The organism is Pelomonas sp. BJYL3 (assembly GCF_027257975.1).
In the GTDB taxonomy this organism is placed as follows: domain Bacteria; phylum Pseudomonadota; class Gammaproteobacteria; order Burkholderiales; family Burkholderiaceae_C; genus Roseateles_B; species Roseateles_B flavus.
Window position 1 is genome coordinate 814898 of sequence record NZ_JANZKX010000002.1, and the last position, 25630, is coordinate 840527.

At 72.8% G+C, this 25630-nt stretch carries 22 protein-coding genes and 1 riboswitch; of the genes, 13 read left to right on the top strand and 9 right to left on the bottom strand.

The window, feature by feature from the left end:
* The first annotated feature begins 16 nt into the window (after positions 1-16).
* The 6 genes from lnt to O9Y01_RS09170 all read left to right on the top strand — a co-directional run bounded on the left by lnt (position 17) and on the right by O9Y01_RS09170 (position 9490).
* Positions 17-2479, top strand: a complete 2463-nt coding sequence (gene lnt / locus O9Y01_RS09145) for an apolipoprotein N-acyltransferase (protein WP_269631268.1) — start codon at positions 17-19, stop codon at positions 2477-2479.
* Between the two features lie 75 nt (positions 2480-2554).
* Positions 2555-5632 (top strand): ligand-binding sensor domain-containing diguanylate cyclase, encoded by a 3078-nt coding sequence (locus O9Y01_RS09150; protein WP_269631269.1) that lies wholly within the window; start codon positions 2555-2557, stop codon positions 5630-5632.
* A 69-nt stretch (positions 5633-5701) separates the two neighbouring features.
* Positions 5702-6424, top strand: a complete 723-nt coding sequence (locus O9Y01_RS09155) for a GNAT family N-acetyltransferase (protein ID WP_269631270.1) — start codon at positions 5702-5704, stop codon at positions 6422-6424.
* On the top strand, positions 6421-7236 hold the full coding sequence (locus O9Y01_RS09160) for a hypothetical protein (protein ID WP_269631271.1): 816 nt from the start codon (positions 6421-6423) through the stop codon (positions 7234-7236). The genes O9Y01_RS09155 and O9Y01_RS09160 overlap by 4 nt, the downstream gene beginning before the upstream one ends.
* Before the next feature lie 26 nt (positions 7237-7262).
* Positions 7263-8042 carry a substrate-binding periplasmic protein gene (locus tag O9Y01_RS09165; protein ID WP_269631272.1) on the top strand — a complete coding sequence of 260 codons (780 nt, stop codon included), beginning with the start codon at positions 7263-7265 and terminating at the stop codon, positions 8040-8042.
* Positions 8043-8149: 107 nt separating this feature from the next.
* Positions 8150-9490: an NAD(P)/FAD-dependent oxidoreductase gene (locus tag O9Y01_RS09170; RefSeq protein ID WP_269631273.1), complete on the top strand. Its 1341-nt coding sequence runs from the start codon at positions 8150-8152 to the stop codon at positions 9488-9490.
* Here the strand turns inward: O9Y01_RS09170 and O9Y01_RS09175 are convergent, their stop codons facing one another.
* The gene (locus O9Y01_RS09175; protein ID WP_269631274.1) at positions 9491-9967 is read right to left on the bottom strand and encodes an Lrp/AsnC family transcriptional regulator; all 477 of its coding nucleotides are present in this window, start codon (positions 9965-9967) and stop codon (positions 9491-9493) included. It abuts the gene before it with no gap.
* Between the two features lie 289 nt (positions 9968-10256).
* Here O9Y01_RS09175 and O9Y01_RS09180 point away from each other — a divergent pair, with 289 nt between their 5' ends.
* Positions 10257-10745 (top strand): GNAT family N-acetyltransferase, encoded by a 489-nt coding sequence (locus O9Y01_RS09180; RefSeq protein ID WP_269631275.1) that lies wholly within the window; start codon positions 10257-10259, stop codon positions 10743-10745.
* A gap of 19 nt (positions 10746-10764) precedes the next feature.
* Here O9Y01_RS09180 and O9Y01_RS09185 read toward each other — a convergent pair whose 3' ends face one another.
* The gene (locus O9Y01_RS09185; RefSeq protein ID WP_269631276.1) at positions 10765-11889 is read right to left on the bottom strand and encodes an ABC transporter substrate-binding protein; all 1125 of its coding nucleotides are present in this window, start codon (positions 11887-11889) and stop codon (positions 10765-10767) included.
* A gap of 259 nt (positions 11890-12148) precedes the next feature.
* Between O9Y01_RS09185 and O9Y01_RS09190 the strand changes: the two genes are divergently transcribed.
* Both O9Y01_RS09190 and O9Y01_RS09195 read left to right on the top strand, forming a co-directional pair.
* Positions 12149-12748 carry a DUF2242 domain-containing protein gene (locus O9Y01_RS09190; RefSeq protein WP_269631277.1) on the top strand — a complete coding sequence of 200 codons (600 nt, stop codon included), beginning with the start codon at positions 12149-12151 and terminating at the stop codon, positions 12746-12748.
* A 10-nt stretch (positions 12749-12758) separates the two neighbouring features.
* Complete coding sequence (locus O9Y01_RS09195) at positions 12759-13109, top strand: translation initiation factor Sui1 (protein ID WP_269631278.1); 351 nt, start codon at positions 12759-12761, stop codon at positions 13107-13109.
* A 21-nt stretch (positions 13110-13130) separates the two neighbouring features.
* Here O9Y01_RS09195 and O9Y01_RS09200 read toward each other — a convergent pair whose 3' ends face one another.
* Positions 13131-13967, bottom strand: a complete 837-nt coding sequence (locus O9Y01_RS09200; RefSeq protein ID WP_269631279.1) for a class I SAM-dependent methyltransferase — start codon at positions 13965-13967, stop codon at positions 13131-13133.
* Positions 13968-14121: 154 nt separating this feature from the next.
* Between O9Y01_RS09200 and O9Y01_RS09205 the strand changes: the two genes are divergently transcribed.
* Together O9Y01_RS09205 and O9Y01_RS09210 are read left to right on the top strand one after the other, a co-directional pair.
* Positions 14122-15912: a M14 family metallopeptidase gene (locus O9Y01_RS09205; protein WP_269631280.1), complete on the top strand. Its 1791-nt coding sequence runs from the start codon at positions 14122-14124 to the stop codon at positions 15910-15912.
* A gap of 128 nt (positions 15913-16040) precedes the next feature.
* A riboswitch (cyclic di-GMP riboswitch) is annotated at positions 16041-16138 on the top strand.
* Between the two features lie 58 nt (positions 16139-16196).
* The gene (locus O9Y01_RS09210) at positions 16197-18038 is read left to right on the top strand and encodes a S8 family peptidase (protein ID WP_269631281.1); all 1842 of its coding nucleotides are present in this window, start codon (positions 16197-16199) and stop codon (positions 18036-18038) included.
* Here the strand turns inward: O9Y01_RS09210 and O9Y01_RS09215 are convergent, their stop codons facing one another.
* The 6 genes from O9Y01_RS09215 to O9Y01_RS09240 form a co-directional block, all read right to left on the bottom strand.
* Positions 18039-19376 (bottom strand): RNA polymerase sigma factor, encoded by a 1338-nt coding sequence (locus O9Y01_RS09215; protein ID WP_269631282.1) that lies wholly within the window; start codon positions 19374-19376, stop codon positions 18039-18041.
* Positions 19373-19798: a VOC family protein gene (locus O9Y01_RS09220; RefSeq protein ID WP_269631283.1), complete on the bottom strand. Its 426-nt coding sequence runs from the start codon at positions 19796-19798 to the stop codon at positions 19373-19375. Before O9Y01_RS09220 ends, O9Y01_RS09215 begins: the two co-directional genes overlap by 4 nt.
* Positions 19799-19814: 16 nt before the next feature.
* Complete coding sequence (locus O9Y01_RS09225) at positions 19815-20222, bottom strand: VOC family protein (protein WP_269631284.1); 408 nt, start codon at positions 20220-20222, stop codon at positions 19815-19817.
* An 11-nt stretch (positions 20223-20233) separates the two neighbouring features.
* Positions 20234-20764, bottom strand: a complete 531-nt coding sequence (locus tag O9Y01_RS09230) for an SRPBCC family protein (protein WP_269631285.1) — start codon at positions 20762-20764, stop codon at positions 20234-20236.
* Positions 20761-21186 (bottom strand): YciI family protein, encoded by a 426-nt coding sequence (locus O9Y01_RS09235; RefSeq protein WP_269631286.1) that lies wholly within the window; start codon positions 21184-21186, stop codon positions 20761-20763. The genes O9Y01_RS09230 and O9Y01_RS09235 overlap by 4 nt, the downstream gene beginning before the upstream one ends.
* Before the next feature lie 102 nt (positions 21187-21288).
* On the bottom strand, positions 21289-21645 hold the full coding sequence (locus tag O9Y01_RS09240) for a YciI family protein (protein ID WP_269631287.1): 357 nt from the start codon (positions 21643-21645) through the stop codon (positions 21289-21291).
* A gap of 222 nt (positions 21646-21867) precedes the next feature.
* Here O9Y01_RS09240 and O9Y01_RS09245 point away from each other — a divergent pair, with 222 nt between their 5' ends.
* On the top strand, positions 21868-22944 hold the full coding sequence (locus O9Y01_RS09245) for a S1/P1 nuclease (RefSeq protein ID WP_269631288.1): 1077 nt from the start codon (positions 21868-21870) through the stop codon (positions 22942-22944).
* 98 nt (positions 22945-23042) lie between these two features.
* Positions 23043-25616 (top strand): sensor domain-containing diguanylate cyclase, encoded by a 2574-nt coding sequence (locus O9Y01_RS09250; protein WP_269631289.1) that lies wholly within the window; start codon positions 23043-23045, stop codon positions 25614-25616.
* Positions 25617-25630 lie beyond the last annotated feature (14 nt).

Consider the following 25630-nt stretch of genomic DNA (forward strand, 5'->3'; position numbering starts at 1 on the left):
CTTTTTTCAGATTTCCATGCATGCACTGACATCGAAGGCCTGGGTCCGCGCGACCCTGGCCGTGGGCCTGGGCGCCGTCCTGCTGGCGTTCTATGCGCGGGGCAGCTGGGGCCTGGGCTTCGTGGCCCTGCTGCCCTGGCTGTGGTGGCTGGACCAGCCCGCGGGCTGGGGCCGGCGCCTGCTGCGGGCCTGGGTGCTGAGCCTGGCCTTTGTGCTGGCCGCCTTCACCTGGTTCGGCACGGCCATCGCGCACTATGCCCAGTGGCCGCAGCTCCAGGGGCAGGCCGTGCTGCTGCTGATCGCGCCGTTGCTGCAGCCCCAGCTGATCGCCTGGGCCCTGGTGCGCCAGGCGCTGGACGGCCGACGGCAGCCCTGGTTGCGGGCCTGGGCGGCCGCGGCGGCGTGGATCGGGGTCGAATGGCTGTGCCCCAAGCTGCTGGGCGACACGCTGGCCCATGGCCTCTACCCCGCGGGCCAGCTGCGCCAGGCCGCGGCCCTGGGCGGCACGGCCGGCCTGACGCTGATGCTGCTGCTGGTCCACGAGGCCCTGGCTCAGGCCCTGGCTCAGGCGCTGAGCCAGGTGGGCCCGGCCTGGCGGACCCGAGCTCGCGCGATGCTCGCCCCGCTGGGCCTGGCCCTGCTGCTGCCGCTGGGCCTGCTGGGCTATGGCGCCAGCCGCGAGGCCCCGCGCCTGGACGCCGGCCTGCCCCTGCTGCGCGTGGGCCTGGTGCAGGCCAATATCGCGGACTACGAGGGCCGCCGCCAGTCCCAGGGCAGCTACGCCGTGGTGCGCGAGGTGCTGGATGTGCACTACGCCATGAGCTACGACGCCGTCGAGCGTCAGCATGCCGACGCCGTGCTGTGGTCCGAGACCATCTACCCCACGACCTTCGGCCAGCCCAAGAGCGAGGCCGGCGCGCAGCTGGACCAGGAGATCGCCTCCATTGTCAACGCGGCCGGCGTGCCCTTCGTCTTCGGCACCTATGACCGCGACTCGGCAGGCGAGTACAACGCCGCCGCCTTCCTGCAGCCGCAGCAGGGCCTGCTGGGGCTGTACCGCAAGACCCGGCTTTTCCCCTTCACCGAGCAGGTGCCGGCCTGGCTGGACGGTCCGCTGCTGCAGCGCTGGCTGCCCTGGGCAGGGCGCTGGCAGCCCGGCAGCGGGGCGCGCGTCTTCCCGCTGCGCCTGCGCGATGGCCGCGAGCTGCCGGTGCAGCCGCTGATCTGCCGGGATGACGTCGATCCTTCGCTGGCCATCGCCGGCGCACGGCTGGGGGCGCGGGCGCTGCTGACGATGTCCAACGACGCCTGGTTCAGCGCGGACCCCCTGGGCGCCCGGCTGCACCAGGCCGTGGCGGCCTTCCGCAGCATCGAGACCGGCCTGCCGCAGTTCCGGGTGACGACCAATGGCTACAGCGCCGTCATCGATGCCCGCGGCACGGTGCATGCCGCGGGTGACTTCGGCCAGCGCGCCCTGGTCGTCGGTGCGCTGCCGGTGCCTGAGGTGGCGCCGACCTTGCTCGTGCGCTGGGGTGACTGGGTCGGCGCCCTCTGCCTGCTCAGCCTGGCGGGCCTGCTGCTGGCGCGCTGGCGGCCGCTGCGGGGCTGGGCGCCACCGCCGGTCGCGCCGCTGGCCTGGCCCTTGCGCGTGCGGGTGGTGTCGCCGGCCTGGCGCGCCGGCATTGCCGCGCTGCGGGGGCTGTCGAGGCTGAGCGTGCTGGGGCTGGGGCTGGCCCTGCTGCTGGACGAGGGCCTGCGTACCCAGTCCCTGCTGCAGCTGCGCCTGGTCGCCGCCCTGGTGCTGGCGCCGGAGGCCGCGGCCTGGTGCCTGCTGCAGGCCTGCACGGCCCGGCTGGCACTGGACGGTGGCACGCTGGTGCTGGCCCGGCGCGGCGGCGAGCGCCTGTGCTGCGCGCTGGCCTCCCTGCGCCAGGCTCAGGGCTGGCGCCTGCCCTGGCCCGGCCCGGGCCTGGACCTGCTGACGGACGAGGGCAAGACCTGGCCCCTGCTGCTGGGGCGGCCGCATGACCTGCGCGAGGCCCTGCGCGCGGCCGGGGCGCCGCTGGCCGCGCCCGGCGAGGACAGCCGGGCGGCGCGCTACACGCTGGCCCGCCAGCGCCTGCGCCGTCACCGCCTGGCCCGGCCGGCCTGGAAGTTCCTGGGCCTGCCCCTGCTGCTGGCGCTGCCGGCCTTCGCCCTGCACCAGCACATTGCCTACGGCGGCTTCCTGGGGGAGTACCGCAGCTACGGCCTGGCGGCCTATCTGGGCGCCTTCGGCCTGTGGTGGGCGGCCTGGGCGGTCGGGGTGCTGATGGCCTCGGCGGCGGTGCGTGCCGGCATCGAGACCCTGGCCTGGCTGGGCTTGCTGTGGCGCCCTGCCGGGGCGCTGTCCATGCGGCAGGGCCTGGAGTCCGCCGGGCTGGCCCTGCTGTACCTCGGCCTGCCGGCCTGGCTGGCCCTGCGCCTGCTGGGAGCCTGAGCCCTGCGAATTTCTGCGCATTGCGCGGGGGGCATGACGCAGGGCTTGCACAGAGCCTGCTTATCATGCGCCTCCATGCACCGAGCTGTTCTGCGCCTGTCCGCATTGCTGTTCCTGTGGACGGGCCTCCAGTGGGCCGGTCTGCTGGTGCAGCCTGCCCGGGCTGGCGAGGTGCTCGATGCGCAGTTCCGCAGCGTCGAGGTGCCGCAGAACACGGTGCCCACGCTGGCTCAGGACCGCAGCGGCTTCATCTGGGTCGCCACCATCAAGGGCCTCACCCGCTACGACGGCTACCGCCTGCGGCCCGTCGAGCAGGAGGGCCCCACCGCCGCCCGCCGCAACCTCGGCTGGGTGCGGGCCCTGGCCCCCGCCCGCGACGGTCGCATGTGGATCGGCACCGAGTTCCAGGGCCTCATGGTCTACGACCCCCAGCAGGACCGCGTGCAGGCCCTGGGCAGCGCCGAGGGGCGCGTGGCGGCCCATGTGCCCATCCGCGCCCTGGCGGAGGACGGCGACGGCAGCGTCTGGATGGGCAGCCTGGGGCAGGGCCTGCAGCGCTACCTGCCGGCCGAGCGGCGCTTCGAGCGCCACGAGCTGAGCATCAAGGGCGAGAAGGAGCAGCGTGTCACCGCGCTGGTCGTCGGCCATGACGGCACGGTCTGGGCCGGCCATTGGCGCGGGCTGGCGCGCCGCCAGGGGGCGGGCTGGGTCCCTGTCGATCTGCCCGGCCCGCAGGACGAGGCCACCGTGCTGGCCCTGACCGAGGACCGCGCCGGCCGCGTCTGGTTCGGCACGCAGGACGGGCGCCTGGGCGTGGTGGAACAGGGCCGGGTGCGCTGGGTGCAGGACCTCAAGGCTCCCGTGCAGGCCCTGGCCGAGGCCGAGGACGGCCGCATCTGGGTCGGCGGCAAGAAGGGCCTGTACTGGCTGGATCCCAACCGCGGCAGCATCGAGGCCTGGCTGCGCCATGACCCGCGCCACCTGCGCGGCCTGGCGGGCAATGACATCAGCGGCCTGCTGCGCGACCGCTGGGGCGTGATGTGGGTGAGCGGCTACGGCCTGGGCCTGCAGCGCCACCAGGACCATCCCGCGCTCGCCGTGCGCGGGCCCGACAACGACGCCCAGAGCCCCCTGCGCGAGCTGGATGTGCGCGCCCTGCTGCGCCTGCACAACGGTGAGGTGCTGGCCCCCACGCAGCTGGGCCCCGTGGTGCGTCTGGACGGCCGTCCCGGCCAGGCGCTGGCGACGCTGGGCGCCTGGCCGCGCGAGCGCCGCAGCGTGGTCGATGCCCTCAACCAGGCACCGGACGGCAGCCTCTGGCTGGCCTCGGCGGGGCGCCTGGAGCATCGCAGCCTGGACGGCCGCCTGCTGCGCGACTGGCCCCTGGAAGGCGCACGGGCCCAGCAGCTGCTGATCCGCCGCACGGGCGAGGTCTGGCTGGGCATGCAGGAGGGCCTGTACCGCCTGGCATCGCCCGAGGCGCCCGCGCTGCAGCGCGTCACGCTGGCGGGTGGCGAGGCGCTGAAGGGCGGCATCTACGTGCTGCGCGAGGAGCCGGGCACCCAGGCACTGTGGGTCGGCGGGCAGCAGGGCCTGTTCGTCGAGGGGGCTGGCGGCCTGGTGCCGCTGGCGCAGTCGCCCAAGGAGGCACTGGGCAGCCCCATCGTCATGGGCCTGCTGTGGTCGCGTGACGGCACGCTGTGGGTGGACACGCCGGTCAGCGGCCTGCACCGCCGCAATGGCCTGGACGCCCAGGGCCGCTCGCGCTTCGAGCGCATCAGCGAGCGCCACGAGGTGCAGGGCGTCTTCGGCGGCAATCTGCACGAGGACAGCCAGGGGCGCATCTGGAGCCAGCTCTACGTCTATGACCCGCGGGCCGACCGCATCGACGCCTTCGGCCCGGCCGAGGGGGCCTTCTTCGGCAGCTTCTGGTTCTTCGCCAGCTGCGATCTGCCCGGCGGCGGCCTGCTGTTCGGCGGCAGCCGCGGCCTGCTGCGCGTGCAGCCGGAGGCCTATGCGCCGCCCACGGGCGAGCTGCCCATGGTGATCAGCGGCCTGCGCCTCAACGGCCAGCCCTTCCATCCGCAAAGCCTGCAGCAAGGCCTGACCCTGCAGCCCGGCATGCGCACGCTGACCGTGGAGTTCGCGGGCCTGGACTATGCCGACCCGCAGCGCCTGCGCTACCAGTACCGCCTGCTGGGCCAGGACACCGAGTGGACCCGCGTGGACGCCAGCGCTCGCAGCCCCAGCTTCGGCCCGCTCAAGCCCGGCCGCTATGTGCTGCAGATGCGCGCCATGCCCCAGCAGGGCGCGGGCCGCATGGCCTCGCTGGACCTGCCCATCGAGCTGCTGCCCGCCTGGTGGCAGACCTGGTGGGCGCGCTTCGGCGCCGGCGTGCTGCTGCTGCTGTCGATCTGGAGCTGGGTGCAGTGGCGCACCCGGCGGCTGCGCCACCGCGAGGTCGAACTGCGGGCGCTGGTGGATGCGCGCACGGTGGAGCTGCGCGAGGCCAGCCTGACCGACACGCTCACCGGCCTGCGCAACCGCCGCTACCTGGCGCTGCGCCTGGAGGACGACCTCAATCTGTGCCTGCGCCGCTTCGAGTCCGAGGGCCAGGAGCCCGGGCCCGACAGCGACCTGCTGCTGATGCTGCTGGACCTGGACCACTTCAAGCGCGTCAACGACGTCCACGGCCACGGTGCCGGCGACGCCGTGCTGGTGCAGCTGGCCGAGCGCCTGCGCAAGGTCTTCCGCGGCACGGACTCCCTCGTGCGCTGGGGCGGCGAGGAAGTGCTGGTGCTGGTGCGTGACAGCAACCGCGGCAGCGCGGCCGAGCTGGCCGAGCGGGCCTGCACGGCGGTTCGCGAGCGCCTCTTCGACATCGGCGAGGGCCGGCAGATCCCGGTCACCGTGTCCCTGGGCTGGACGGCCTTCCCGCTGGACCCCTCGCAGCCCCGCGCCTGGGACTGGGACGCCAGCCTGGGCCTCACCGACGCGGCCCTCTATGCCGCCAAGGCGCAGGGCCGGGACGGCCATGTGGGCATCGAGCGCGCGGACGGCCTGACGCCGCTGCACCTGCCCAAGGACTGGTGGCTGGGCCAGCCGCCGGCCGGGCTCACGGTGCGCCGCAGCCGGACGCGCTTCGGGGGCTGAGCCATCCCGGGCCGGGATCGCTTCTGCTAGGCTCCTCGCGCCGCCCGCCGGCTTCAGGAGTTGCTCGACATGCCCCAGGCCTCATTCCCGCCCCTCGATGCCCAGCCCGCCGCCACCTTGCTGGACCGGCCGGTGTGGCACAGCCTCACCGGTCCCCAGCAAGACCTGGCCCTGGGCGATGCGCTGGCGAGGCGCTACCGCCCCGAGATCCACCTCTTTGCCTGCGCCGCGGACGACAGCCCCGAAGCCCTGGCCGCGCTGGCGCGACTGCTGCCGGACCAGGGCTCGCTGTACCTGCTGCAGGCGCCGCCGCTGTGCCTGCCGCCCGGTGCTCGCGTGCTCAAGGAGGCCCTGGGCGTGCAGATGCTGGCCACGCGCTCGCTCGCGGATGAGCCCTCCCACCCCGGCATCCAGCCCCTGGGCGATGCCGACGCCGCCGAGATGCTGGCCCTGGCCGAGCTGACCCAGCCCGGCCCCTTCCTGGCGCAGACCCACCGCATGGGCCGCTTCCTGGGCGTTCGCCTCCAGGGCCGCCTGGCCGCGATGGCGGGCGAGCGCATGCATGTGGCGGGCCATACCGAGATCAGCGGCGTCTGCACGCACCCGGACTTCCGCGGCCTGGGCCTGGCCCGCCAGCTCTCCGCCGCCGTGGCCCGGCAGATCGAGGCCCGCGGCGAACGCCCCTTCCTGCATGCCTGGCGCAGCAACGAGGCCGCCATCGCCCTCTACGAAAGTCTGGGCTTCCGATGGCGTGCTGACGTGCAGGTGGCGGTGATCGAGAGGGCCGCATGAGCAGCGCCGCCCCCGCCCGCGACGCCGTGGGGCTGGCCACCCTCGCGTTCTTCGGCCTGGCCCTGGGCTTCATCGGCCTGCGCGGCCTGTACCAGGGGCATTTCGACCATGTCGTCACCTGGCGCGGGCAGCCCGTGAGCTTCAGCCTGCGCTTCATCGCCTGGATGCTGGGCTGCGGCCTGTGCCTGGGGCTGTGCCGGGCGGTGTGGCGCCAGAGCCTGGCGCCCGACGCGCGGCTATGGCAGGACACCGCTCCCCTGCCGCGCAGCGAGCCCGCCCGCATGGTCCTGCACGAGCGGCCGCGCGGCGGCCTGAGGCGCCTGGCCGGCCTCGCGGCCCTGCTGCTGGCGGGGCTGGTGATGTTCATGGGCCACCAGATCCTGCAGTCGCTGCTGGGGCCCGCCGCGTGGCTTGGCAGCGGGCCCGTCGCCCTGGCCCTGGCCTGGGGCCTGCTGCGCTGGCTGCTGTGGCGACCCCGGGGCGGGCCGCTGCTGATCCTGGGGCCCGAGGGCCTGCAGGACCTGAGCCGCGACTGGCCACCCATCCCCTGGACCGACATCCAGGCCCTCGATCTCTACGGCAGCCGCCTGCAGCTGGCCCTGTACCGCGAACGCCGGGCCCAGGTGCTGCGCGGCCTGGGCGGCACCGCGCGCTGGACCGCCCTCTCCATGCGCTGGGACGGGGACGGCGCGGACGTCGCCATTCCCCTGCATGCCCTGGACGGCCGGGCCGCCGAGGTGCTGGCCCGTGCCCGGGACTGGCAGGGCTGGGCGCAGGCACAGCCGCAGTCCAGCACGCCCGCCCGGGGCTAGACTGGCCCCAGCCTCCCGGAGCGCCTATGCCGCCGTTTGCCGCCGTTGGATGGGGCCTGTGCCTGCTGCTGGGCAGCGGCGCGGCGCGGGCCGTGCCCCAGACGGCGCCGCCGGCACCGCCGCCGCCCTGGCCCGTGCTGCGCCTGTGCACCTCGGACAGCCCCTTCCTGCCCTACACCGCGCCCGACGGCTCCGGCAGCAGCCAGCGCCTGCTGGCCCAGGCCCTGCAGGGGCTGCCCCTGCGCCTGCAGTCCTATGTGGCGCCGCGCTCGCGCTGCCTGCTCGACGCCCGGGCGGGCCAGGCGGAGGCGCTGATCGGCGTCTTCGACCCCGAGCGCCTGGCCTGGGCCCGCTACCCCATGCGCGGGGACCAGCCCGACGACAGCCAGGCCCTGGCCGCCGGCCGTTTCCTGGTCTACCGCCGTGTGGGGAGCCCGGCGGACTGGGACGGCGAGCGCTTCAGCCAGCTGCAGGGCGCGCCGGTGGGCGTGCGCCTGGGCTTTTCCTACGGCGGGGCGCTGGCCCGCAGCGCGGCACCGATCGACGACAAGGCCACCTCGGCCGAGCAGCTGCTGCGCAAGCTGGCCAAGGGGCGCGTGGCCCTGGCCATCGTGCAGGAGGCGCAGGGCGAGCTGTTGCGCCAGCAGGGTCTGGAGGTCCCCATCGAGGCCCTGCCCAGGCCCTTCAGCAGCTTCGAGCTCCATCTGATCCTGACGCAGCGCTTCGAGCAGCAGCACCCCGCGCTGGCGCGCCAGCTGTGGCAGCGCATCGGCCAGCTGCGCGCCCGCCAGGCCGGCAGCCCCTGAACACCGTGCGCGGAGCGCGCAGGCCATGCCGCGTGCCCAGCACTCCATGCCATTGCTGCATGTCCCAGCGCCGGCCGGGGTGATTGTTGCGGCGCACAATGATCGCCATGGACAGCCAGCCTCAAAGCATCGCCTCGTCCACCCGCCCGCGGGTGCTCATCATCGGTTGCGGCTTCGGCGGCCTGGCCGCCACGCGGGCCCTGGCGGGGGCGCCGGTCGACATCACCCTGGTCGACCGCAGCAACCACCACCTCTTCCAGCCCCTGCTGTACCAGGTGGCCACCGCGGGGCTGTCGGCGCCTTCCATCGCGGCGCCCATCCGCCACATGCTGCGCGGCCAGCGCAATGTGACCGTGCTGATGGCGGAAGTCAGCGGCATCGACAAGGCCCGGCGCAGCGTCAGCCTGGCTGACGGCCAGGTGCTGGGCTACGACTTCCTCATCGTGGCGGCCGGCGCCACGCACAGCTATTTCGGCCATGACGAGTGGGCCGCGCACGCCCCGGGGCTCAAGACGCTGGAAGATGCCTTCCGGCTGCGCGCCCGCGTGCTCAAGGCCTTCGAGCAGGCCGAGCTGGAGCCCGACCCGGCGCGGCAGGCGGCGCACCTGAGCTTCGTGGTGATCGGCGGCGGGCCCACCGGGGTCGAGATGGCCGGGACCCTGGCCGAGATCGCCCACCACACCCTGCGCGACGAGTTCCGCCGCATCGACCCCTCCAAGGCCCGCGTGCTGCTGCTGGAGGGCTCGGAGCGGGTGCTTCAGGCGCTGCCGCCGGGGCTGTCCGCCAAGGCGGAGGCGCAGCTGCGCGGCCTGGGCGTGGAGGTGCAGACGCGCTGCCGCGTGGTGGGCATCGATGCCGAGGGCGTGAGCGTCCAGCAGGGGGAGGGCGCCGAGCCCCAGCGCATCGAGGCCCGCACCGTGGTCTGGGCCGCCGGCGTGGCGGCCTCGCCCCTGGGCCGCCTGCTGGAGGTGCCACTGGACCGCGCCGGCCGGGTGCAGGTCGATGGCTTCCTGCGCATTCCCGGCCACCCCGAGGTCTTCGTGATCGGCGACCTGGCCGCCGCCCAGAGCCTGGAGCCCGACGGCCGCCAGCGGCCCGTGCCCGGCGTCAGCCCCGCGGCCAAGCAGATGGGCGCGCATGCGGCCCGCAGCATCCTCGCGGCCCTGCGCGGGCGTGAGTCGGCACTGCGGCCCTTCCGCTACCGCGACTACGGCGCCCTGGCCACCATCGGCCGCAAGGCGGCGGTGGCCGACCTGGGCTGGCTGCAGTTCTCGGGCTATGCGGCCTGGCTGTTCTGGCTCTTCGTCCACATCTATTTCCTGATCGGCTTCCGCAACCGCCTGGTCGTGCTGATGGACTGGGCCTGGGCCTACTGGAGCTTCCAGCGCTATGCCCGCGTGGTAGTGGAGCCGGCGGCAGGCGCCCCGGGCGGGCGCTCCCCGGCCTGATCAGGCCTGGGCCGCATCCAGCGGCAGCGCCGTGCGGCTGATCACATGCTGCAGCACGAAGCTGGAGTGCACGCCCGTCACGCCGGCGATGCGGGTGAGCTTGCCCAGCAGCAGGCTCTGGAAGTGGTCCATGTCACGCACCCAGAGCTTGAGCTGGTAGTCCGCCGCCTGGCCGGTGATCAGCAGGCATTCCAGCACCTCGGGCAGCACGCGCACCGAGGCCTCGAAATTGGCAAAGCGCTCCGGCGTGTGCTGGTCCATGGAGATGTGCACCAGGGCCATCAGGCTCAGGCCCAGCTTGCGGGCGTCCAGCAGGGCGCGGTAGCCGGCGATCAGGCCGCTGTCCTCCAGGGCGCGCACCCGGCGCAGGCAGGGGGAGGGTGAGAGGCCCACGCGGTCGGCCAGGTCCTGGTTGGCGATGCGGCCTTCCTGCTGGAGGATGTCCAGGATCTGGCGGTCTATGCGGTCCAATTCCATGTCAATTGCTCAAATGGTTTGATGTGAGCAATTTAATGCCAAAAGCATGGGGATTGAAGCCATCTTCGCAATTTTCTGCCTAGCCGCGCTTCCTACACTGGAATCACTGCAAACAGCAGCCCTCCACCGCCCGGGCAAGACCCCCGCGGAGCAGGCCAGGCCCACGACGGCCCCACCCCCTGCAGTCAAGGCCCCAGGCGTCACGAGCGTGCTGGGGCCTTGGCCATTGGGGCAGGCGCATGTCCCGCGGCACTGTCGAGGGCCCGGCGCGCGGCCCCACAATGCCGCCATGGACCTGACCCTTGAACGACTGAGCCTGGAGGAGCTGCGCCTGCTCGAAGCCGGGCAATGGCCGGCCGGATGGCTGGACCGCGTGGAGCCTGGCGCCCTGCCGCCCGAGCGCGTGCACCGCCGCGCCCTGGCCCTGCTGGCAGAGGGTTGCGCCCCCTGCTGGGCGGTCAGCTGCATGATGTGCCGGCCCAGCGACGGGCGCTACCTGGGCAACATCAGCTTCAAGGGCGCGCCCTGCGAGGGGCGCGTGGAGATCGGCTACCACGTCGCCCCCGGCCAGCAGGGCCAGGGCCTGGCCACCGCCGCCGTGCGACTGATGCTGGAGGAGGCCTGGGCCTCGGGCGTGCAGGTGGTGCGGGCCGAGGTTCTGCCGGAGAACCTGCCCTCCCAGCGCGTGCTGGCCAAGGCGGGCTTCCGCCTGGTCGGCCACCGTGCCGACGAGCGCCAGGACTGGGTGGGCGTCTGGGAAGTCCAGCGGCCGGATTGAGCGCCGGCCCTGCGCCGGCTCAGCGGATCAGCACCAGCGAGCTGCCGCGGTGGGACTCTTCCTGGTAGCGCAGCCTGAAGCCGCCCAGGTCCAGCTCGCCCAGGCTGGCCAGGGCGTGCTGCAGGCTGTCGCGGTTGATGGGGCCCCGGATGCGGCGCAGCCCCTCGGTGAGGACGCGGGCCGCCACGTAGCCCTCCAGGCTCAGGGAGTCGAACTGGCGGTCGCCCCGGGCCAGCATGGCTTTCTGGTAGGCCGCCACCACCGGCAGGCTGGTGTCGTGCGCATCCGGCACGACCTGGGAGACGCGGATCTGGCGCATGTCGCCCATCAGGGACTCCTTCAGCGGCTCCAGGCCAACGAAGGACAGCACGTAGAAGCGGCCCTTGTAGCCGCGGCTGCGTGCCTGGCGGATGAAGGCGGCGCAGGTCTCGTAGGTGCTGATCATGAACACCGCCTCGGCGGGCTCGCGGGTGATCAGGGCGTCCAGGGCCTCGTCCACCTGGGTCGAGTTGCGCCGGACCGTGGCCGAGGCCTGCAGCTGCAGCTTCAGGGGCTGCGCGGCGTCGCGCATCGCCTCCAGGCCGGCGCGGCCGAAGAGGTCGGCCTGCAGCAGCACGTTGAAGCGCTGCACGCCGTCCTGTCTCATCGCATGAGCCAGGGCGACGGATTCGTCCATGTAGCTGGCGCGCACGCTGAAGATCCGGCCCGGGCCGGGCTCGTAAAGCATGCTGGCGCCGGTGTAGGCGCCGAGGAAGCTGATGCCGTGGCGCTTCAGGTAGGGCAGCGCCACGCGGCTGGTGGGCGTGCCCACGTAGCCGAACAGCAGCAGCACGCGCGGGTCCTCGACGAACTGGCGGGTGTTGATTTCGGCGCGGTCGGGTTCATAGCCGTCATCGCGCAGGTCCAGCACCACCTTGCGGCCCTGCACGCCCCCCTGCTGGTTGAGCATGTCCAGCTGCGCCCGGATGCCCGCGTGGTAGCGCAACCCCAGCTGGGCCGCCGGGCCGCTGAGCGCCGCCGAGCTGCCGATGCGCAGCTCCTCCTCGGCCGAGGCGCCGGCGTGGCGCTCGAACCCCAGGCCCAGGCCCAGGCCGAGCAGGGCGGCCAGGCTCAGGCGTCGCGAAGGCACGGTGGCATCAGGCATGACGGCCGCATTGTGCGCCTGTGGCTCCGCGCCTGACTTGCGCTGGGATGAGGCCCGCCCATCTGCGTGCGCAAAGCGGTGCTTTGCCACGGCCGCGCTGGCACCGCCCGGGGTGCCGGTCCGGCCGGACAGCCCTTGGCGCAGGGGGTGTCTTCCCGTGCCGGGCCCCGCGGGACCGGGATAATGCGGGAGCGGAGCCGGCGCCCATCGCGCCGGCCCGATGAACCGTGTGCCGAGGGCCAGTGAGGGAGAACGATCGATGAGCAGAACTTGGACAGCCACCCCCCTGGCCAGCCTGGCCGGGGCCTGCTTGCTGGCCGGCTGTGCGATCTCCGTGCCGGGCCGCGAGCCGGCCAAGGTCTCGGTCTACCAGAACGAGCGCTTCCAGGCCGAGGAGACCTTCTCCCGCCTCTTCGACGCCTCCATGGAGGACACCTGCGAGGCCGCGCGGCGTGCGCTGCTGAGCCAGGGCTACCTGATCAACCCCGGCAAGGCGGGCGCGGTGAGCGGCACCAAGCGCTTCCAGCCCGAGGGGGAGGTGCACGTGGAGATCAACTTCAACGTGGTCTGCGTGCCCGACGGCCGCAACGCCCAGCTCGCCACCGCCTTCGTCTCGGCGCAGCAGGACCGCTACGCCATCAAGAAGAGCGCCAACTCCACCAGCATCGGGGTCAGCGCGATCGGATCGATCTCGGTGCCGCTGGCGGCGTCGCAGGACTCCATGGTGAAGGTGGCTTCCGAGACCATCCCCGCCGGTGAGTTCTACGACCGCTTCTTCGCGCTCATGCACCGCATGCTCAGCGAGCAGACGGGCGAGGGCTCCGGCGCGGCCAGCGCCGCCGTGATGCGCCAGCGCTGAGGAGGCCGTGATGAGCGGCAGCCGCCTGGTCTATTCCACCGAGCTGGGGCGCACCTGCCCGCAGTGCCGCGCGGCGCTGTCAGCCTGCCGCTGCGGCAAGCCCGCCGCCCGCCCCTCGGGCGATGGCATCGCGCGCGTCTGGCGTGAGAGCAAGGGCCGGGGCGGCAAGACCGTCACCCTGGTCAAGGGCCTGCCCCTGGACGACGCCGCGCTGCAGGCCCTGGGCAAGCAGCTGCGCAGCGCCTGCGGCAGCGGCGGCACGTGCAAGGACGGCGTCCTGGAAATCCAGGGCGACCATGCCGAGCGCGTCACCGCCTGGTTGATCGCCCAGGGCCATCCGGCCAAGCGGGCCGGCGGCTGAGGCCGGCGCCGGGGCGCAGGCTCAGGGCTTCACGAAGCGCAGGGTCATGCGGTCGCTCTCGCCGATGGCGGTGTAGCGCTCGCGGTCCTTGTCCTTGTTGGTGAGGGTAGGAGGCAGGGCCCAGACGCCGTTCTCGTGGTCCGCCGTGTCCTTGGGATTGGCATTGACCTCGCTGCGCGCGGCCAGCTTGAAGCCCACGGACTCGGCGATGCGGATCACGTAGGCCTCGTGCACATAGCCGCTGCTGGCCTTCTCGTCCTGGGCCTGGGCGGCCGGGCGGCGGTGCTCTACCACGCCGAAGGTCCCGCCCTTCTTCAGGGCCTCGAAGGCGCTGCGGAAGACCGCGGTGACGGCGGGCTCGCCGCCGGCCTCGATCCAGTTGTGCACATTGCGGAAGGTCAGCACCAGATCGGCCGAGCCGGGGGCGGCGTACTGCAGGCGGCCGGGCACCTCGAACACATTCATCTGCACCTTGCCGTAGACCGCCGGCGTGGCGGCCAGCTTCTCCTTCAGGCGCTGGCCGCTGCGCTGGCGGTAGGCGTTGCTGGACTGCGGGTCGTCGGCGCCCAGGATCAGCTGGCCCTTGTCATGCAGGTAGGGCGCGAGGATCTCGGTGTACCACCCGCCGCCGGGGCTCAGCTCGACCACCGTCATCTCGGGGCGGATGCCGAAGAAGCGCAGGGTCTCGTAGGGATGGCGGGCACCGTCGCGGGCGGTGAAGGCGGGCGTGCGCTGCGAGCCGGCGATGGCGGCCTGCAGCGCGGTGTCGGGGCTGTCTGCGGCAGGGCTGCCGGCCCAGGCCGTGGCCATCATGGACAGGCAGGCGAGGGCGGCAAAGCCGCGGCGAGTCAGGCTCATGGAGTCCTCCGATCGGACGAAGTCTTGGGGCCGGCGCAGTATGCAAGCCGGGGGGCGGGGGTGACGGAAGGCACCCCGGGCCATCCGCAGCAGCGCCCCTGGGCAGGGCTGGCTACAGTGCCAGGTCTTGCCTGTCTCCTCCCTCCCTTCGACCATGCGCCTGTCCCGCCTGCCCCTGCCCACCTTGCGCCACGCCCTGCTCCTGCCGCTGCTGGCCCTGTCCGGCCTGGCGAGCGCCGCGCCCCCGCTGGGCACCGAGGCCGAGCGCAGCAGCTATCTGCGCACCGGCCGCTACGAGGAAGTGGGCCGCCTGTGCCAGGCCTTCCAGCAGCGCTTTCCCCGCGCGGTGCGCTGCACGCGCTTCGGCAGCACGCCGGAAGGGCGGCCCATGTGGGCGCTGGTCGCCAGCCAGCAGGGGGTGTTCAGCCCGGCCGAGGCGCGCCGGCGCGGCCTGCCGGTGACGCTGATCCAGGGCGGCATCCACGCGGGCGAGATCGACGGCAAGGACGCCGGCTTCCTTGCCCTGCGCCAGGTGCTCGAAGGGCAGGCGGCGCCGGGTGCACTGAAGCGCCAGGTGCTGGTCTTCGTGCCCGTCTTCAATGTCGACGGCCATGAGCGCTTCGGCGCCTGGAACCGCCCCAACCAGCGCGGGCCCGAGGCCATGGGCTGGCGGACCACGGCCGAGAACTACAACCTCAACCGCGACTACGCCAAGGCCGATGCGCCCGAGATGCAGGCCATGCTGCGCCTGGTCCAGGCCTGGGACCCGCTGGCCACCATCGACCTGCACGTGACCGACGGCGCGCAGTTCGAGCACGACGTGTCCATCCAGGTCGAGCCGGTGCATGCGGGCGACGAGGCGCTGCGCGCCAGCGGGCAGCGCCTGCGCGACGGCGTCATCGAGGCGCTGGCGGCGCAGGGCTCGCTGCCGCAGCCCTTCTACATGTCCTTCGAGAAGATGGACGACCCTGCCTCCGGCTTTGCCGATGGCGTGCCGCCGCCGCGCTTCTCCACCGGCTACTTCTGGCTGCGCAACCGCTTCGGCATGCTGGTGGAGACGCACTCGTGGAAGGACTATCCGACCCGTGTGCGCATCACCCGCAACACCGTGGTCGCCGTGCTGGCGCTGATGGCCCGCCACGGCGTCGACTGGCTGGCGCAGGCCCGGGCGGCGGACGCGCGCGCGATGCGCCTGGCCGGCCACGAGCTGCCGCTGACCTTCGAGACCAGCCCGAAGCAGCGCATGATCGACTTCCGCGGCTATGCCTACACCCGCACGCCCTCGGACATCTCCGGCGCCCTGATGACCCGCTACGACGAGCACCGCCCCGAGATCTGGCACGTGCCCCTGCGCGACGAGATCGTCCCCGCCCTGAGCCTTCCGGTGCCCGGCGCCGGCTATCTGGTGCCCGCGGCGCATGCCGAGGCCGTGGCGGCCCGGCTGCGCCTGCACGGCCTGCGCTTCGAGCGCCTGGCCGCGGCGCGCCCGGCGCTGCCGGTGCAGGTCTTCAGGGCCGAGCAGGCGCGCTTCGGTGCGCAGTCGGTGGAAGGCCACCAGCGCCTGGAGGTGAAGGGCCAATGGCGCCCCGAGCCGCGCGACCTGCCCGCCGGCAGCCTGTTCGTCCCCGTGGCCCAGCCCGGCGTGCGCCTGCTGATGGCCCTGCTGGAGCCGCAGGCGCCAGACTCCCTGCTGGCCTGGGGCTTCTTCAACAACGCCTTCGAGACCAAGGAGTACATGGAGGACTACGTGGCCGAGGACGTGGCCCGGGCCCAGCTGGCGGCCGATCCGCAGCTGGCCGCCGAGTTCCAGCGCCGCCTGGCCGAGGACGCCGCCTTCGCCGCCGACCCGCATGCCCGCCTTGCCTTCTTCGCGCGCCGGCACGCTTCCTGGGATGAACGTTACCGGCTGTATCCGGTGATGCGCCTGGACCAGCCGCTGCGCTGAGTTCCCGGACGCCGTTTCGTCGCGCCCAGGGGCACCGGGCGCGCACAAAGTCGCAGGAAGCCGCGCGACCTGCGTGGCAGCGCTTTTCAGCGGCGCCGCCAGCGCCTACTGTTGCGCCTACGGGATTCCCCCGTGATCGGCAAACCGCGCGAAAGCGCGGGACGCAAAGCCTCCGGCCTACAGCCGACGCCCTTCAGGCGCCGGCCACGGTAGCGGGGTTGCCAGCTGCCCCGCCGCCCCGGCAGGGAACTGGCCTCGATGGATGCACTCCGAGGCGAAACCACATGAACTCACCCCTGTTCTCCGCCCTGGTCCTGGCCCTGCTGGCCGGCGCCGGTTCTTCCCAGGCCGCCTTCCAGGCTGCCCAGATCGGCCCTGACGGCCTCATCGTCCAGGCCGCCCAGACGGACCGCCTGATCGTCAAGTACAAGTCCGGCAAGGGCGCCTTCCCCACCGAGAACGCCCGCCTGGCCGCCCAGGTCGCGAGCAACCGCCATGGCGTGCAGCTGACCCACCTGCGCCAGATGGCCAGCGGCGCCCAGGTGTTCAAGCTCAGCCGTCGCCTGGGCAAGGGCGACATCGAGGCCCTGGCCGCCAGCTTCCGCAGTGGTGACGCCAATATCGAGTACGTCGAGCCCGACCGCCTGCTGCAGCCGCAGCTGACGCCCACCGACCCGATGTACGCCCAGCAGTGGAGCCTGTTCGACGCCGTGGGCGGCATCCGCGCCCCCGACGCCTGGAACAAGTCCAGCGGCGAAGGCGTGACCGTGGCCGTGATCGACACCGGCGTACGGCCCCATGCCGACTTCGCCCCGCGCCTGCTGCCCGGCTACGACTTCATCCTGAACACCACCGTGGCCGGTGACGGCGGCGGGCGCGACGCCGATGCCAGCGACCCCGGCGACTTCGTCGCGGCGGGTGCCTGCGGCTCGGGCAGTGCCGCGCGCAACAGCTCCTGGCACGGCACGCATGTCAGCGGCATCGTCGGCGCCACGGGCAGCAATGGCATCGGCGTGAGCGGCGTGGCCTTCAAGGCCCGGCTGCTGCCGGTGCGCGCCCTGGGCAAGTGCGGCGGCTACACCTCGGACATCGCCGATGCCATGGTCTGGGCCGCCGGTGGCAGCGTCAGCGGCGTGCCGGTCAATGCCAATCCGGCGAAGGTGATCAACCTCTCGCTGGGCGGTGCCGGCAGCTGCGACATCACCACGCAGAACGCCATCAACACCGCCCGGGCCAAGGGCGCCGTGGTCGTGGTGGCCGCGGGCAACAGCGGCCAGGACGCGGCGAACTTCTCGCCGGCCAGCTGCAGCGGTGTGATCGCCGTGGCGGCCACCGGCAAGACCGGCGCGCGGGCGTCCTACTCCAACTTCGGCAGCAAGGTGACGCTGGCCGCGCCGGGGGGCGACAGCAACGGCGCCATCCTGTCCACCTACAACACGGGCGCCACCACGCCGGGCAGCGACAGCTATGCCGGCATGATGGGCACCTCCATGGCCACGCCGGTGGTCAGCGGGGTCGTGGCCCTGATGCTCCAGGCCAACAGAAACCTCACGCCCGACCAGGTGGCCAGCCTGCTCAAGAGCAGCGCCCGCGCCTTCCCGGCGGCCTGCACGGGCTGCGGCGCCGGCCTCGTTGACGCCAACGCGGCCGTGAACGCGGCCCTGGCGCAGGCTTCGGGTGGCGCCCCCGCGCCCGCACCCGCACCCGCGCCGGCCCCCGCGCCCGCCCCGGCCCCGAGCCCCGAGCCGACGCCCACCCCTGCGCCGGCGCCGGTCTCCATCAAGGAAGCCGAGCCCAATGACAGCCTCAGTGCCGCCCAGGTGATCAGCGCCAGCCGCGCGGCCATCAGCGGCAGCATCGCCAGCAACACCGACAACGACTACTACCGCTACAGCGTCCCCGCCGGCAAGACCCTCAAGGTCACGCTGAGCGCCGGCAGCGCCTCGGGCTTCGGCCTCGGGGCCTACACGGCCGGCGGCACGCAGCTGCTGCTGAGCACCGGCGTGCCGGGCGTCACCCAGATGCTGCAGATCACCAACTCGGGCAGCAAGGACGTGAACGTCTACCTGCGCGTGCTGCGCAGCACCGGTGCGACCGGCGGCTATGCCCTCAGCCTGAGTCTCTAGTCACGCGGCCGGCCCGCGGGCCGGTCCTTGTTTTCTCTCGTCCTTGCTCCTCGCTTCGAGCGCGCGCTGCGTCAGCAGAGCGCGCTCTTTTTCATTGAGGCTCAGCGCCGCAGCCCGCTCGAAGGCCTCCGCGGCCTCCTCGCTGCGCCGCTGCCGCTGCAGCAGGTCGCCGCGCACGCTGTGCCACCAGGGGTAGCGCTGCATGGCCGCCTGCGCGCCCAGGGCGTCGACCAGGAGCAGGGCTTCCGCCGCGCTGCCCTCGGGCGCCCGGCTCAGCGCCACCGCACGGTTCAGCGCGACGACGGGCGAGGGCCAGCCCTCCAGCAGCCGGGTGTAGAGGGCCAGGATCAGGGACCAGTCCGTGTCCTCGGCCCGCGTGGCGCGGGCATGGCAGGCCGCGATGCCCGCCTGCAGCAGGTAGTAGCCCGGCGCCTGGCCCAGGGCCGCGCAGGCCGCCTCGCCCGCGGCCAGCGCGGCCAGGCCGCGGCGGATCAGCAGGCTGTCCCAGCGGCGGCGGTCCTGGTCCATCAGCAGCACGGGCGCGCCTTGCGCGTCCAGCCGCGCCGCCTGGCGCGAGGCCTGGATCTCGAGCAGGCTCATCAGGCCCAGCACTTCCGGCTCCTGCGGCATCAGCGCGACCAGCAGGCGGGCCAGGCGCTGGGCCTCGCCCATCAGGTCGCTGCGCAGCCAGTCGCTGCCGGAGCTGGCGGCATAGCCCTCGTTGAAGATCAGGTAGACCACCTCCAGCACCGCGCCCAGGCGCTGCAGGCGCTCGGCGGGGCCGGGCAGCTCGAAGGGCACCTGGGCCTCGCTGAGCGTGCGCTTGGCGCGGCTGATGCGCTGGGCCACCGTGGGCTCGGGGCACAGGTAGGCGCGGGCGATCTCGGCCGTGCTGAGGCCGCCCAGCAGGCGCAGGGTCAGGGCGGCGCGCGCCTCGGGCGAGAGCAGGGGGTGGCAGGCGGTGAAGATCAGACGCAGGAGGTCGTCGCCGATGTCATCGGCGCGGCGGGCGTCCAGGGTCTCGCTGAGGTCGGGCACCACATGCTCCTGGCGCGCCTCGATGTCCTGGGCCAGGGCCTCGTGGTGGCGTTCCTGCATGCGGCGCTGGCGGAGGCGGTCCAGGGCGCGGTGCTTGGCCGTGGTCATCAGCCAGGCGCCGGGCTTGTCCGGCACGCCCTCGCCCGGCCAGTGTTCCAGGGCGGCCAGCAGGGCTTCCTGGGCGATCTCCTCGGCTTCATCGAGGTCGCGCAGCAGGCGGCGCAGTGCCCCGATCACGGCCGGCGACTCCAGCCGCCAGATGGCCGCGATGCGCGAGGTCAGCGCCGCCGCCTCGCTCACGTCGCGGTGCCCTGCGAAGCGTTCACCTGGCTGGCATCCACCATGTGCACCAGCTCCCAGAGATGGCCGTCGAGGTCCTCGAAGCTGTGGCCGTACATGAAGCCGTGGTCCTGCGGTGGGCGCGGCGCACGGCCGCCCGCGGCGATGGCGCGGGCCACCAGCTGGTCGACCTCCTCGCGGCTGTCGCAGGAGAGGCAGACCAGCACCTCGGTGCTCTCGCGGGCATCGGCGATGCGCTTGTCGATGAAGCCCTGGAAGAAGGGATGGATCAGCAGCATGGCGTAGAGGTTCTCGCCCAGCACCAGGCAGGCGCCCTGCTCGTTGCTGAACTGCGGATTGAAGCTGTAGCCCAGGGCCTCGAAGAAGGCGCGGGAGCGCGCCATGTCGGCGATGGGCAGGTTGACGAAGATCTGGCGATGCATGAAGGGTCTCCTGGGGTCAGGTCTTGCTCTCTGGTGTCACCAGCGGCTGGACCAGGTGGATGAGGTTGCCGCAGCCGTCCTCGAACAGGGCGCCGATGATCGGGCCCATGGGACGCGGCGGCTCGCGGAAGCGCACGCCGCGCTCGCGCAGGCGTTCGTACTCGGCCGCGATGTCGGCGGTGGTGAAGGCGGCCGCGGGCATGCCGGCTTCATAGAGGGCACGCTGGTAGACGCGAGCCGGCTCGAAGCCCAGGGGCTGCAGCACCAGCTCCACGCCGGCCAGGCCCTCGGGCGAGCGCACGGTGAGGAAGCGGTAGGGTCCCATGGGGATGTCGGCGCAGGGCTCGAAGCCCAGCTGCTGCGTGTAGAAGCGCAGGGCCTCATCCTGGTCCTGCACCAGCAGGGGGCTGAACTTGATCTGCATGCGGGGGCCTCTCAGTGTTGTTCCGCGATCTGCTGCAGGTTCTTCAGGCCCTGCTCGAAATCCGTGCCGACCATGCGGTCCATGTTGAAGATCAGGCCCATCAGCTTGCTGAGGTAGGTGCTGGGGCCTTCCATGGCCCAGCTCAGCTCGCTGCTGCCGTCGGCCTGCGGCTGGATCTGGAAGAGGGCCTGGTTGTGGGCCTCGAAGGGCTTGATGAAGTCCAGGCGCAGGCGCACCTCGCGCCCGGGCTGCAGGCCGGTGATCTCCATGCTGCCCTGGCCCAGCTCCTTGCCCTGCCAGCCGTAGCGGGCGCCGATGCCGGCGGCCGGGCCGCTGTACTCGCCCTGGGCGCCCGGCTCCTTGCGCAGCCAGGGGTTCCAGCGGTTGAACTGGTGCAGGTCCTGGATCAGGCCGTAGACGGTATCGGCCGGGGCCTGGATGCGCAGGCGGCGCTCGACGCGGAAATGGTCGGGCCGGAAGGCCGCAGCCACGAGCACGCCGGCCAGCAGCAGCAGGACGATGAGTCCGATGATCTTGATCATGCCTGGCCTCCCTGGCGCTCCGCTTCCAGGGCCTTGAAGCGCTGGATGCCTTCCAGCTCGGCGAAGTCGTCCAGGTCATAGAGGGGCCGGACCTCGATGCAGCCTGCCTGCCCCTCGCCGAAGGGTGCCGGGAAGCGGCGCGCCCATTCCAGGGCTTCGTCGCGGCTGCGCACCTGGATGAGGGTGTAGCCGGCGATCAGCTCCTTGGACTCGGTGAAGGGCCCGTCCAGCAGGCGGCTGCCCTCGGGTCCGTGCTCGATGCGCCAGCCGGCGCTGCTGGGCTTGAGGCCCGCGGCGTCCAGCAGCACGCCGGCGCGGGAGAGCGCCTCGTGATAGGCCGCCATGTCCAGCATCACCTGGGGGTCCGGCGTGCCGCCGGTCTCGCTCTGCGCGGTGGCGCGCACCATGATCATGAATCGCATGTCCGTCTCCTGTGGCGGGCCGCCCCATGCGGCCTCATGCCTGTACGACGAAGGCGGTCCACGCATTTCGACAGCGGGCCAGCAATTTTTCTGGCGCAGCCGTCAGAGGGCGTCCTCGAAGCAGGGGCCCACGCCGCGCACCTCGATCGTGGCCCACTCCGCCGCCGGGCAGCGCGCGGCGATCTCCAGCGCGGCCTCACGCGTGGGCACATCCAGCAGGAAGAAGCCGCCGACCAGTTCCTTGCTCTCGGCAAAGGGGCCGTCGGTGATGCTCAGGCTGCCGTCGCGCTTCTGCACGCGGCTGCTGCGGCCCGACAGCGACTGGCTGGCCAGCAGCTGGCCGCGGGACTGCAGCTCGGCACCGAACTGCAGCATGCGCTCGTAGACCTGCTCGCCGGCGTCCCGGCCGCGATCGGCCCGCTGGCCGTGGGGTTCGAGGATCAGCAGCATGTAGCTCATGGGCGCGTACTCTGGATGAAAGAAGGATGGCGCATTGTGCGTCCTGCGCCACGCCATCGGCCGCCCCGGGGATCCACCCCTGGCGCAGGCATGGACTTGGTCGAGAATCGCCCCTCAAGGAAACGCCGGACCGCCCAAGTTTCCCTGACCCCCTCGGGGGGCCTGGCACGCCGTGGCAGGTTGGGGGCGGTCAGCAGTCAAAGCAGTCAAGGAAGTCCCGCCATGCCGTACGCACCGTCCCGTCATCCGAATGCCCTGTCCACCGTGGCGACCGCCTTCGCGGCCCTCGCCCTGGCCGTCGGTCCCCAGCAGGTCGCCCACGCCTGGGGCGCCACGGGCCACTCGGCCGTCGGTGACATCGCCGCCCAGCTGATCAAGGGCACGCGGGCCGAGCGCGAGGTCCACCGCATCCTCGGCGGGGTGAGCCTGCACGACATCGCCGTCTGGCCCGATTGCGTCAAGGGCATCGACCCGGCCAAGGACTTCCGCTACACCGTCACCGGCCGCTACCCCGAGTGCGCCCCCTTCGAGAACAAGCCCGAGGAAGAGGCCCTCATGCGCGACTACGTCAAGCGCAACAACGAGGGCTGCGGACCCAAGCCCGGCGAGGAGAGCTGCCACAAGCAGTACCACTACACCAACCCCGCCCTGGAGCGCGGCCGCTACAGGCCGGGCTCGGTGGGCACCAGCGACCACGACATCGTCTACGCGCTCGAGGCCGCCCGCCAGCGTCTGGCCGGGGGCACCGTGCCGGGCCCCTTCGCCCTGCAGACCGAGCGCGAGGCCCTGGCCCTGCTGGTCCATGACCTGGGCGACGTCCACCAGCCCCTGCACGTGGGCTCGGTCTACCTCGACGAGAAGGGGCAGCGGCGCGATCCCGACGTTCAGGGCGACGACCCGCAGGCCCGCACCGTGGGAGGCAACGCCCTGGCCGTGATGAGCCCCACCGGCCCGGGCGGCAATCTGCATGCCTACTGGGACAACGCCCCGGGCAAGCTGAGCCCCGAGCAGCTGGCGGCCCTGCCGGCCGCCGCCCGCCAGGTGCCGGCCATGGCCGCCGATCCCGCCCAGTGGTCGGCCCTGTGGGCCAGCGAGACCATGGTCGAGGCCGAGACCGCGTACGCCGGCCTGCAGTTCGGCGAGCGCCAGTCCAGCCTGCGCGGCTCGCGCTGGGTCGTGACCCTGCCCGCCGACTACGAGGCGCGCAGCCAGGCTCAGGTCCGCCAGCAGCTGGCGCGCGCCGGCGCCCGCCTGGCCCAGCTGCTGCAGACGATCTGGCCGGACGCCGCCAAGCCCTGACGCAAGGGCCCCGGCCGTGAAGCCTGCACGCCCCCCGCCCGCGGGGGAGGGTGCGGAGGCTCTTTCAAGCGGGCGTGGTCATGACCGATGATCGGGCCATGATTCCCGCCCCTCTTCGATCGGACGAGGACCGGGCCCTGGCCGCCCTGCGCGCCCTGCAGGTGCTGGACAGCCCGCCCGAGCCGGAGTTCGACGCCCTGGTCCGCACGGCCGCCCTGGTCTGCGGCGTGCCGGTGTCGGCGATCAGCCTGATCGATGCGCAGCGCCAGTGGTTCAAGGCCCAGCTTGGTCTGACGGGCCTGGACGAGGCCCCGCGCGAGACGGCCTTCTGTGCCCATGCCGTGCTGGGCGAGACCGTGTTCGAGGTGCCCGACGCCCGGCTGGATCCGCGCTTCGCCGACAGCCCGCTGGTGCTGGCCGCGCCCCACATCCGCTTCTACGCCGGGGCGCCGCTGAGGCTCAGCGGCGGCGAGCACGTGGGCACGCTGTGCGTGATCGACCGCGAGCCCCGCCAGCTCGACGATCAGCAGCGCGAGGTCCTGCAGCAGCTTGCCCTGGCTGCCAGCCAGATGCTGGAGGGGCGTCGCGCCCTGCGCATCGAGCGCCACGCCATGGCCGAGGCCTCGCGGGCGGCCGCCCTGCTGCAGCACAGCGCCGACGCCATCCTCAGCATCGACACGCAAGGCCTCATCCGCCGGGCCAATGCCGCGGCCGAGCGGCTCTTCGGCGCGGCGCCGCTGCAGCTGCTGGGTCGTTCGCACGCCTCCCTGGTGCCGGAGTCCTTCCAGGCCCGCGAGCAGAACAACCGCCAGGCCCTGTCCGCCGGCGAGGCTCTGAGCCACGAGAGCGAGCGGCTGCGCCTGGACGGGCAGCGCCTGCTGGTCTCCGTGACCCTGGTGGCCGAGCATGACCTCGACGGCGGCGAGATCGGGGTCACCGAGTTCATCCGCGACATCACCGCCCGCGAGGAGGCGGCCCAGGCCCTGGCCCTCAGCGCCGAGCGCTTCCGCAGCCTCAGCGACTGCGTGCCCGTGGGCGTCTTCCAGGTGGACCGCGGTGGGCAGTCGGGCTACACCAACGAGCAGTGGCGTCAGATCTACCAGATCGCACCGGCCCAGGTGAGCCACGAGACCTGGCTGTCGCGCATCCACCCCGAGGACCGCGAGCGCGTGCGCCAGGCCTCGCAGCGCAGCCAGGGGGGCAAGGAGCCATTCGACGAGATCTACCGCGTGGTCTGGCCCGGTGGCGAGGTCCGCCATGTGCGCAGCCGGGCCCAGGAGCTGCAGAGCCTGCGCGGCGAGCCCCTCGGCTTCGTGGGCATGGTGGAGGACATTACTGAGCGGCGCGTCTTCGAGGCCCAGCTGGTGCAGGCCCGCGACCAGGCGCGCGCCGCTGCCCAGGAGGCGCTGGAGAACGCCCGCCTGCTGCGCAACATCACCGATGCCGTGCCCGGCCTGGTGGCCTACTGGCGACGCGACCTCAGCTGCCGCTTCGCCAGCCGCTCCTTCGAGGAGTGGTACGGCCGAAGCCGCGAGGACATGCTGCGGCTGAGCGTGCCTGACGTCCTGGGACCCGAGGCCTACGAGCGCACGCGCCCCTACCTCGAGGGCGTGCTCGCCGGGCAGGTGCAGACCTTCGAGCGCAGCATCCGCCGGCCGGACGGGCGCCTGGGCCAGATGCTGGTCCACTACGTGCCCGACACCGACGCCCGCGGCGAGGTGCGCGGCATCTTCGCCGTGGCCAGCGACGTCAGCAGCCTCAAGACCGCGCAGCGTGAGCTGCAGCTGGCGGCCTCGGTCTTCAGCGCCACGGTGGACGCCGTGATGGTGACGGACGCCCAGGGCCTGATCCTGTCGGTCAACCCGGCCTTCACGGCCATCACCGGCTTCGAGCCCGCGGACGTGATGGGGCGCTCCGCCGATGTGCTGGGCCGCGACGACCGGGCGCTGGAGGCCCAGGCCCGCGAGGCCTTGCGCACCCAGGGCCACTGGCAGGGCGAGCTGTGGCGCCGCCGCAAGAGTGGCGAGGCCTTCCTGCAGTGGCTGGACCTGAGCGTCATCCCCGGCGATCCCCTCACCGGGGCCGAGGAGCGCCAGCTGCACGTCTTCAGCGACGGCACCGAGCAGCGGCGCCGCGACGAGCGCCTGCAGCACCTGGCCTTCCATGACGCGCTGACCGGCCTGGCCAACCGCAGCCTGCTGATGGAACGCCTGGGCCGCCTGCTGGGCCAGACGCACCGCGAGCGCCGCGAGCTGGCCCTCATGTACATGGACCTGGACGGCTTCAAGGCCGTCAACGACAGCGTGGGCCACGCCCAGGGTGACGCCCTGCTGCGCCAGGTGGCCGCGCGCATGAGCACCCTGGTGCGGGACACCGACACCCTGGCCCGCCTGGGCGGCGACGAGTTCGTGCTGCTGCTGGACCAGGCCGCGGGACCCCAGGAGCTGGAGCTGGTGGCCGGGCGCCTGATCGAGGCGGTCAGCCAGCCCATGGTGCTGGCGGGGCAGAGCGTGGTGGTGGGCGTGTCCGTGGGCATCGCCCGCTTTCCCCAGCATGGCCGCACCGTGGAGGGGCTCATGCGGGCGGCCGACCTGGCCATGTACGCTGCCAAGGCCGCGGGCCGCAACTGCTGGCAGTTCGCCTCCGACGAGACCCCGCTCGCGGCCTCCTGAGCGCGCAGGCGCTA

What these genes read in the sequence shown, in the direction of transcription:
- O9Y01_RS09210 (WP_269631281.1), top strand. Translation starts at nt 16,197, where the DNA reads ATGAACTCACCCCTGTTCTCCGCCCTGGTCCTGGCCCTGCTGGCCGGC.
- O9Y01_RS09230 (WP_269631285.1), bottom strand. Translation starts at nt 20,764, where the DNA reads ATGATCAAGATCATCGGACTCATCGTCCTGCTGCTGCTGGCCGGCGTG.
- O9Y01_RS09150 (WP_269631269.1), top strand. Translation starts at nt 2,555, where the DNA reads ATGCACCGAGCTGTTCTGCGCCTGTCCGCATTGCTGTTCCTGTGGACG.
- O9Y01_RS09205 (WP_269631280.1), top strand. Translation starts at nt 14,122, where the DNA reads ATGCGCCTGTCCCGCCTGCCCCTGCCCACCTTGCGCCACGCCCTGCTC.
- O9Y01_RS09200 (WP_269631279.1), bottom strand. Translation starts at nt 13,967, where the DNA reads ATGAGCCTGACTCGCCGCGGCTTTGCCGCCCTCGCCTGCCTGTCCATG.
- O9Y01_RS09240 (WP_269631287.1), bottom strand. Translation starts at nt 21,645, where the DNA reads ATGAGCTACATGCTGCTGATCCTCGAACCCCACGGCCAGCGGGCCGAT.
- O9Y01_RS09190 (WP_269631277.1), top strand. Translation starts at nt 12,149, where the DNA reads ATGAGCAGAACTTGGACAGCCACCCCCCTGGCCAGCCTGGCCGGGGCC.
- O9Y01_RS09195 (WP_269631278.1), top strand. Translation starts at nt 12,759, where the DNA reads ATGAGCGGCAGCCGCCTGGTCTATTCCACCGAGCTGGGGCGCACCTGC.
- O9Y01_RS09165 (WP_269631272.1), top strand. Translation starts at nt 7,263, where the DNA reads ATGCCGCCGTTTGCCGCCGTTGGATGGGGCCTGTGCCTGCTGCTGGGC.
- O9Y01_RS09185 (WP_269631276.1), bottom strand. Translation starts at nt 11,889, where the DNA reads ATGCCTGATGCCACCGTGCCTTCGCGACGCCTGAGCCTGGCCGCCCTG.
- O9Y01_RS09220 (WP_269631283.1), bottom strand. Translation starts at nt 19,798, where the DNA reads ATGCATCGCCAGATCTTCGTCAACCTGCCCATCGCCGACATGGCGCGC.
- O9Y01_RS09180 (WP_269631275.1), top strand. Translation starts at nt 10,257, where the DNA reads ATGGACCTGACCCTTGAACGACTGAGCCTGGAGGAGCTGCGCCTGCTC.
- O9Y01_RS09175 (WP_269631274.1), bottom strand. Translation starts at nt 9,967, where the DNA reads ATGGAATTGGACCGCATAGACCGCCAGATCCTGGACATCCTCCAGCAG.
- lnt (WP_269631268.1), top strand. Translation starts at nt 17, where the DNA reads ATGCATGCACTGACATCGAAGGCCTGGGTCCGCGCGACCCTGGCCGTG.
- O9Y01_RS09250 (WP_269631289.1), top strand. Translation starts at nt 23,043, where the DNA reads ATGATTCCCGCCCCTCTTCGATCGGACGAGGACCGGGCCCTGGCCGCC.
- O9Y01_RS09160 (WP_269631271.1), top strand. Translation starts at nt 6,421, where the DNA reads ATGAGCAGCGCCGCCCCCGCCCGCGACGCCGTGGGGCTGGCCACCCTC.
- O9Y01_RS09235 (WP_269631286.1), bottom strand. Translation starts at nt 21,186, where the DNA reads ATGCGATTCATGATCATGGTGCGCGCCACCGCGCAGAGCGAGACCGGC.
- O9Y01_RS09245 (WP_269631288.1), top strand. Translation starts at nt 21,868, where the DNA reads ATGCCGTACGCACCGTCCCGTCATCCGAATGCCCTGTCCACCGTGGCG.
- O9Y01_RS09170 (WP_269631273.1), top strand. Translation starts at nt 8,150, where the DNA reads ATGGACAGCCAGCCTCAAAGCATCGCCTCGTCCACCCGCCCGCGGGTG.
- O9Y01_RS09155 (WP_269631270.1), top strand. Translation starts at nt 5,702, where the DNA reads ATGCCCCAGGCCTCATTCCCGCCCCTCGATGCCCAGCCCGCCGCCACC.
- O9Y01_RS09225 (WP_269631284.1), bottom strand. Translation starts at nt 20,222, where the DNA reads ATGCAGATCAAGTTCAGCCCCCTGCTGGTGCAGGACCAGGATGAGGCC.